Source organism: Nostoc sp. (assembly GCF_035638895.1).
GTDB lineage: Bacteria > Cyanobacteriota > Cyanobacteriia > Cyanobacteriales > Nostocaceae > Nostoc.
Window position 1 is genome coordinate 1 of the sequence record NZ_DASQZC010000233.1, and the last position, 8,728, is coordinate 8,728.

5 protein-coding genes and 1 pseudogene are annotated in these 8,728 nt (G+C 42.7%); 5 read left to right on the plus strand and 1 reads right to left on the minus strand.

From position 1 onward, the window contains the following. Window positions 1–58: 58 nt before the first annotated feature. Window positions 59–802, minus strand: a complete 744-nt coding sequence (locus VE944_RS11135) for a DUF4142 domain-containing protein (RefSeq protein ID WP_324976618.1) — start codon at window positions 800–802, stop codon at window positions 59–61. Window positions 803–1,705: 903 nt separating this feature from the next. On the opposite strand from VE944_RS11135, the gene glf reads away from it, so the two are divergent. From glf to VE944_RS11155, 5 genes and pseudogenes are all read left to right on the plus strand, one after another. Next, window positions 1,706–4,186 (plus strand): UDP-galactopyranose mutase, encoded by a 2,481-nt coding sequence (gene glf, locus VE944_RS11140; RefSeq protein ID WP_324976621.1) that lies wholly within the window; start codon window positions 1,706–1,708, stop codon window positions 4,184–4,186. A 499-nt stretch (window positions 4,187–4,685) separates the two neighbouring features. Further along, complete coding sequence (locus VE944_RS11145; RefSeq protein WP_414690120.1) at window positions 4,686–6,950, plus strand: family 1 glycosylhydrolase; 2,265 nt, start codon at window positions 4,686–4,688, stop codon at window positions 6,948–6,950. Between the two features lie 107 nt (window positions 6,951–7,057). Next, window positions 7,058–8,044 (plus strand): UDP-glucose 4-epimerase GalE, encoded by a 987-nt coding sequence (galE, locus tag VE944_RS11150; protein WP_324976627.1) that lies wholly within the window; start codon window positions 7,058–7,060, stop codon window positions 8,042–8,044. 89 nt (window positions 8,045–8,133) lie between these two features. Next, a complete protein-coding gene (locus VE944_RS34110; protein ID WP_414690121.1) occupies window positions 8,134–8,250 on the plus strand; it encodes a hypothetical protein in 117 nt (38 codons plus the stop codon). Window positions 8,251–8,382: 132 nt separating this feature from the next. Further along, window positions 8,383–8,728 (plus strand): annotated as a pseudogene (locus VE944_RS11155) (UV damage endonuclease UvsE); the annotation flags it as partial.

Genomic DNA, 8,728 nt, shown 5'->3' on the forward strand with positions numbered 1-8,728 from the left:
TTAAGTTGACACGTATGGGCAATGCCATGCCCTTACTTTGTTGCACTATCCTACCTACCTATTTTCTTGCAGGTGTAGTATTCTCTAGAGGTAGCCGAGTGCCTCCTCCTGTAGGTGAAGGATTGTTCTCAGGTAGACTATCGCCTCCTGCTGTAGGGGAAGTATTGCCTTGAGGGGCTGATGCACCGGAATTATTAGGCAAATTATTATATCTCCGCGCAACCTGGCCAAATTGATATTTTGTGATGGCGCTAGCAGTGTTAAAGTGCTTTCTGATGGTTGGTAATCCTCGATTCGCTACTGCTACAAGGTCGGGGTTTTGTCCAAGCGCGGCTTCGCGTTGAAAAAGGGCTGCGTTCTCTAGATGAGCATTTACACCGCCCTCATCCATATATGCTTGCTCAAAGCGATCGCCCTTTAACTGAGACAGTCGCGCCAGTGATGCTTGAAATTTTGGCGCAGGAGTGGTGGGAGGAGTTACACCCAATCGTGAACCAATCCGTGTCAAGTCATTTTTCAACTGTGTTTGCTCTTGAATCTCTGCTGTGGCAAATTGTTTAACTTGAGGATTAGCCGAACGCTGCAATGCTAATTCCCCCAGCGCGATGTTACCTAAGCCTGCTTGGCCTGCATCTATAATGAACTGCCGATCAATTTCGTTAACTTGGGTATTTTGGGTTGGGGTTGTTCGATTTGTCTGAGCATTCACAAACTCACTATTTGGAAGTAATGTTGAGTATCCCAATGAGACGAAAAATCCGACTGCAAGGAGAGCAATAGTAACTAAGGTTCGTTTAATCATGATCGGTTCCTAAGAAAGCTTGGCTAAACCAGCGTGTATTTCCACTAGATCATTTGCTCAAAATTTTTTGACAAGATGATGATCCTGCAAATAACCGTGATATGTCTGGAAAAGTACGCTATCTCCAATACTCTTATTCTTGCTATAAATATCCATCTTTCTTGAGGTGTGTTTAGAACCGCAAATAAAATGTAATTTTTTCTCAAATAGACTTTATCTAATCAAACGATATAAACCATATTATTGAGCAATTGCTCAAAATTTCCACTCTAAAGCCGGAAAATTGGACAATTTTAATTAGGTTAGGTGAGCAGCAAACAGTCTAAACCTTTGATAAATAAGCTAAAAAACATCTAATTTGCATAATCGAATTAAATATAACTCTTGTGGGGTGGGCATCTTGCCCGCCCAGTATATGCAATTTCAATGTGCAACAGCTTATAGATTTAAATGTCTTTACTTTTGAATTGTTAATGTCCTATTAGTTGAAGGATAAATATAGTGAAAGCCTTACCTAAACTAGTTTGATATCAGAATTATGTTAATAATTTTTGGGCTAGACATCATCAGATATTTCTGAGCAGTAACTATGAGATATCTGTAATAGATACTTAAATAACCTACATTTTTTATACTTTTAATTTACTTTGTTTTAATCTTTACTTACAATAGTAACGCCCATGTAAGCCTTTTGGCGTATATCTAATTATATATTTAGCTAAATTAGATACATGATTAAGTGTGATTAACGTTATAATCTTAATACTTAAGAATAATAAAATAATTTTTAATTACTATATTTAGATAGATGAATATGTAATTAAAAAAAGCAAATAATAAGAGTAATTCTTACGAGAAAGAGAACTTGTTAGTCCAACATTCTGCAAGTTGAGTTAATAATCTATGTCAAGCAATAAAGTGCAACAAAACAACGGTGTGAGTCATATTGTGTCACCAACGGTAAATGAAGCAAAATCATCCGAGACAGCGAAATCACAATCGCTAGGCACATCAAAAATTTTATCCTCATTCAACAAAAACTATCGGTCAACAAAAGCTTTTACCGATACACCGGATATAGTTTGCTTATCTCATCTGCGTTGGAATTTTGTATATCAAAGACCACAACATCTTTTAAGTCGCTGCGCTCAAAAAAAGAGAGTGTTCTTTATCGAAGAGCCAATTTTTAGCCGGGAACCATTGGGGCGATTGGACGTTAGTGAAGACAAAAGTGGAGTTATAGTTGTTGTTCCATATCTACCTGAAGGTCTAACTGAAGAAGCAGTAAACGCAGATATCAAAGTACTGCTCGATGGGTTATTTGCAGAATATAGTATCTCTAAGTACATTTGTTGGTACTATACGCCAATGGCGATCGCATGGGCAAGCCATTTAGAACCTGAAGCTGTTATCTACGATTGCATGGATGAATTGTCTGCCTTTAAAGGAGCATCCCCTACTTTAAAGAACTACGAAGCAGAACTATTTCGTCGGGCAAACCTAGTATTTACAGGTGGGCAAAGCCTTTACGAAAGTAAAGTAAACCAGCATCCAAACGTTTATGCGTTTCCCAGTAGTGTAGATGTACCCCACTTTGGACAAGGAAGAAACGTTAAAGAAGAACCAGCAGACCAAGCAAATATTCCTCATCCGCGCCTTGGCTTTTATGGTGTAATTGATGAGCGGATGGATATTGAATTACTCGCTGGAATTGCCGAGGCTCGTCCTGATTGGCATTTAGTGATAATTGGGCCAGTTGTGAAAATTGACCCAGCAGCTCTGCCACAGCATGAAAATATTCATTATCTCGGTAGTAAAGACTATAAAGACTTGCCTGCATATTTAGGGGGTTGGGATTTGGCAATGTTGCCGTTTGCGCGAAACGAGTCAACACGTTTTATTAGCCCAACTAAAACACCAGAGTATTTAGCCGCAGGTAAACCTGTAGTGTCTACCACGATTCGAGATGTGGTGCGTCCTTATGGAGACTTGAAGCTAGTACGAATTGCAGACACGACTGAAGAGTTTGTCGCCGCAGTAGAACAAGCATTGCAAGAAGATACCCCAGCATCAGGATGGTTGAGTCGGGTAGATGCATTCTTAGAGCAGATTTCTTGGGATCGGACTTGGGGATCGATGATGCAGTTGATAGATTCTGCGTTGGCGCAGCCGCTCTTTAAGAGCTTCGCAACCACACCAAATACCACAACTAATGGTAATGGTAAAAATGGGAAATCTCCCATCTCAACAGATATCCCAGAAGCACCAAGCATCATTACCAGAGACTTTATATTTGATTACTTAGTTGTTGGTGCAGGCTTCTCTGGTAGCGTTATCGCTGATCGCTTGGCGAGACATTCCGGTAAAAAAGTATTGGTTGTAGACAAGCGCAACCACATCGGCGGCAATGCTTACGACCATTACGACGACCACGGGATTCTCGTACATAAATATGGCCCCCATATTTTTCATACCAGTTCCCGCGAAGTATTTGACTATCTCTCACAGTTCACTCCCTGGCGTTCTTACGAGCATCATGTTCTAGCCAGTGTAGATGGGCAACTCGTTCCCATCCCCATTAACCTTGAAACCATCAATAAACTCTATGGAATGAACCTCAACTCATTCCAGGCGGAAGAGTTTTTTCAGTCCGTTGCAGAACCGAGAGAACACATCCGTACCTCTGAAGATGTAGTAATTAGTAAAGTTGGTCAGGAACTTTACGAAAAGTTCTTCAAAAACTACACTCGCAAGCAATGGGGACTCGATCCTTCAGAACTTGACAAAACAGTAATTGCCCGAATTCCTACCCGGACAAACCGCGACAGCCGATATTTCACAGATAGTTACCAAGCAATGCCACTGCACGGCTTTACCCGGATGTTTGAGAATATGTTAAATCATCCGAACATTAAGGTAATGCTCAACACCGATTACCGCGAAATCGAGAAAGCCATACCTTGCCGCGAGATGGTTTACACTGGGCCAGTTGATGAGTTTTTTGATTGTCGCTACGGTAAACTACCCTATCGCTCACTAGATTTCAAACATGAAACGCATCACACCCCTGTGTTTCAGTCAGCGCCAGTAATTAACTATCCTAACGAACAGTTGTATACCCGTATTACCGAATTTAAGTATCTGACTGGACAGGAACACTCCAAAACTAGTATTGTTTACGAGTTTCCCAAGGCAGAGGGCGACCCCTATTATCCTGTGCCACGTCCTGAAAATCAGGAAATTTACAAACAATACAAAGCCTTGGCTGAGTCAACACCAGGTGTGCATTTTGTGGGACGGCTAGCTACATACAAGTATCTCAACATGGATCATTGTGTGGCGCAGGCTTTAGCAACATACAAACAAATAGCGGTTAAGGCTTAAGTTTGTTGATGTTGATCGTGGGCAGGTACTGCCCAGCCTACAATTTTTTAAAGTAGAGACGCGATGGATTGCGTCTCTACAAAAGTCAGGTTGGCAATTTTATGTGACTGGCAGATGATTTAGTGGTTACTAAGCACAGCATTTCATTAATTCGTAGCGAATTAAATTTGGCAATACCCTGCAATGCCAATGCATCCTCTTGCATTAAAAACGCAACGCTACGATTTTACGCAAAGCTGTACTAAGAAACTGTTATATCTGAGTATTCCACTAATTGATTTTGAATTCTGTATTTTTCTTCATGCTTTTGTGGTCAAGATCCGCAAGTAGTAGATGTTATATCTGCGTTATCAAAACGTGGAAATATTAAAGTATGACTTAATACAAAACTATACGGCTGTAGGAGCAATTAATAAATTATTCCTACCTGAAAATCAGGTTTCGGCTATTGTTTGCGTAAGTCTTGATAAAGGTAATAAAAGCTTTGGTTGTGTAAATTATGTCTTTTTTCTTTAACTCAAGTCAAGACGTGACAAATAACGTTTTGAGAGAGAATAATTCACAACTCCCCTTGGAAGTGTGGGCTGGTGTAGAGTGTACAGTTAATCGCGTGGGTGATGAGTATTTAGACCAGTTGGAACGCAACGGTCATGCAACGCGCTTAAATGATTTAGATTTGTTTGCAGAACTAGGGATAAAAGCTATCCGCTACCCTGTATTGTGGGAGAAGATAGCACCTAATGGGATAGAAAATGCTGATTGGTCGTGGGCGGATGAGCGATTGGGGCGCTTGCGCGAACTCGGCATCCTTCCGATTGTAGGATTAGTGCATCATGGTAGTGGCCCACGAGATACAAGTTTGGTAGACCTGGAATTTCCAGAGAAACTAGCAGTGTTTGCCCGTGCGGTTGCCGATCGCTATCCTTGGGTAACACATTACACGCCTGTAAACGAGCCACTGACAACGGCGCGATTCAGTGGAATGTATGGTCACTGGTATCCTCACGGGCGGGATGATTTAACTTTCGCCCGTGCTTTGTTAGGAGAGTGTCGCGCAGTAGCCTTGGCAATGAAGGCAATCCGGGAAGTCAACCCTAACGCTCAACTAGTGCAAACCGAGGATTTAGGTAAGACTTACAGTACACCTAAACTAGAATATCAAGCAGAATTGGAGAACGATCGCCGTTGGTTAAGCCTTGATTTATTATGCGGTCGAATTAACCCAACTCATTCAATGTGGGGTTACTTAAAGAAGTGTGGTATCAGTGAGGCTGAACTTGAGACATTTTTGCAAAATACCTGTCCTCCTGACATCATTGGCATTAACCATTATTTGACCAGCGAACGCTTTTTGGATGAGCATACAGAGAATTATCCAGCTTGGACGCATGGCGGTAATGGGCGGGATAAGTATGCAGATGTAGAGGCGGTGCGAGTTTGTGCTGAGGGTTTGGCAGGCCCACGTACATTGTTACTAGAAACATGGGAACGCTACCACCTGCCCCTTGCTGTCACCGAAGCTCATATAAGCTGCACCCGTGAGGAGCAGCTACGCTGGTTTTATGAGGTGTGGAATGCGGCGAAGGAATTACAAACTGAGGGTGTAGATATTCGCGCTGTAACTGTTTGGGCGCTCCTTGGCAGCTACGACTGGAATAGTTTAGTTACAAAAGCTAACGGCTACTACGAGCCAGGGGTATTTGATTTGCGTTCGCGTAGCGTCTCCTCTGGAGAATCGCCACATCCTCGACCGACAGCGATCGCAAAAATGGTGCAGGATCTAGCAAATGGGCATCAACTAAATCATCCGCTACTTGAAACCCCTGGCTGGTGGCATCGCCAAGAGCGCCTGTTATACCCTGCAATAAGTTGCAGTGCAATGATAGGGAAAGCGAGGAAAAAAACTTCCTCAATGCCCCCCGCCTCCCCTCGTCCCCTGGCGATCGTCGGTGCTAGAGGAACTCTCGGAAAGGCTTTTGCTCGGTTGTGCGAAGTGCGCGGAATTTCATATCAGTTGCTGACGCGCCAAGAAATGGATATTACCGATCCTGCCTCTGTGGATGCGGCGCTTACCCAGTTGAAGCCGTGGGCGGTTGTGAACGCTGCCGGATATGTGCGGGTAGACGATGCCGAACGTGAACCCCATCTTTGCTTACAGGTGAACGCCGAAGGCCCAGCGATTCTAGCTGCTGCTTGCGCTGAACATAACGTGCCGCTATTAACTTTCTCCTCAGATTTGGTATTTGATGGGGCTGTATCTAATCCTTATGTCGAAACTGATACCGTTGCTCCCCTTAATGTATATGGGTGCAGCAAAGTTTTGGCAGAAAAGCTGGTATTGCAGGCTTATCCCGCAGCGCTGGTGATTCGCACTAGTGCATTTTTTGGGCCGTGGGATGAGTATAATTTTGTCACGATCGCTCTGCGTCAGCTTAGTGCTGGTAATAGTTTCGTTGCCGCAGAGGATGGAATTGTTTCACCTACTTATGTACCAGATTTGGTTCATGCTAGCCTGGATTTATTAATTGACGGCGAGTGTGGGCTGTGGCATCTGGCGAATAAGAGTGCGATCGCTTGGGCTGATTTAGCAAAGTTAGCGGCTAAACAAGCTGGAGTCAGTGTCAGTAATCTGATTTCTGTGCCCACAGAACAACTTGGTTTAACTGCTCCCCGCCCAACTTACAGCGTTCTTGGTAGCAGCCGAGGTGAATTTATGCCATCCCTTGACAATGCAATTTCTCGTTACCTGGAAGAAAGAATTTAGTAGTCTATCATTCGTGAAAAGTTAGATCCCCGACTTCTTAAAGAAGTCGGGGATCTGGACACGGAGAATTTTCACAAAAAATTTATCTTTACCCCCAATCCCCAATTATGTCAACCATTTTAGTAACAGGAGGAGCCGGATATATTGGCTCCCATGCTGTATTAGCTCTGAAAAATGCAGGTTATGAAGTAATTGTTCTGGATAATCTATCCAATGGGCATCGTGAACTTGTAGAAGAAGTTTTGCAGATAAAGTTGATTGTTGGTGACATGAGCGATCGCGCCCTGCTTGATAACATATTTTCAACTCACAATATAGAGGCAGTAATGCATTTTGCTGCTTATATTGCCGTGGGAGAATCTGTCACCGATCCAGCTAAATATTACCAAAATAATGTTGCAGGCACTCTGACACTTTTAGAGGCAATGCTTGCTGCGTCAGTTAAGAAATTTATCTTCTCTTCTACCTGCGCCCTTTATGGTGTACCAAAGTTTGTTCCCCTTACCGAAGAACATCCGCAAGATCCCATTAGTCCCTACGCTACTAGCAAGTGGATGGTAGAACGAATTTTATCTGATTTTGATACAGCTTACAATTTAAAATCTGTACGTTTCCGTTACTTTAACGCTGCCGGTGCTGACCCCAATGGATTGCTAGGTGAAGACCATGAACCTGAAACTCACCTTATACCATTAGTACTATTAGCTGCTTTGGGTAAACGCGAATCTATCTTTATTTTCGGCACTGATTACCCTACTCCAGACGGTACTTGTATCCGAGATTATATTCACGTAACTGATTTAGCGCAAGCTCATATTTTGGGTTTAGAATATCTGCTCAAAGGCGGAGAAAGCGAAGTATTTAATTTGGGAAATGGCAATGGTTTTTCAGTTCGAGAAGTGATAGAAACTGCTCAGGAAGTGACAGGGAAAGAAATCAAAGTTGAAGAGCGCGATCGCAGACCAGGCGACCCTCCTATTTTAGTTGGCAGTAGCGACAAAGCAACTAAAGTTTTGGGTTGGCATCCCCAGTATCCCAACGTGAAGGAAATCCTCACCCATGCTTGGCAATGGCATCAGCGACGACATAGGTAAAGACAAAAGATTTCACTATTATCCTCACGATATATGCCCAACAAAGAATAAAGGCAGTTTAACTCATCGTTCCTGAACCGACTTCTATATTGGGCATATTAGTAGCGTTTGGTGCATTAGGTATTTGTTCATTCACCAAGCGCAGCCCTTTAGGCAACTCAAAATTGCAAGCTATGATCCGAATTATGGCGAGGCGATTGGCATAAAATTTTACCCCTTATAACTTTTCAAACATCCTCTAAGGCTTAATACTTCATTCTTTAGGTACTCGTAAGTTAGTGGTAGAAATTGTTTAAATTAAAGAATAGCTCAAAACAGGCAACAGTTAGTATTAGTTAATGACTGTAATCGAATTTCAAAATTTACCTAATGCACAGCAGTGCCAAAAAAGTACACTGCCCCATTTAGGGCTAGTTTGCATCACCTCTGACAAACAAGTGCGCTTTCGGACAATGACACGCACCCGATACTTAAAACTTTCCCTTAGCGATCGCAAAATTGCCCTAAGTGAACTGTATCGGCATAACTTACAGCGCTTGCATGACGCCCTTTCGTTTTGTGAGCAAAATCAAATTCAGCTTTACCGGATGTCTTCTGCTCTATTTCCCCTAAGTGACTTAGAAGACGAAATCGGCGCAAATATATTAGAAACAATGAGCGCTGATTTAGCAACAATCGGTCAAC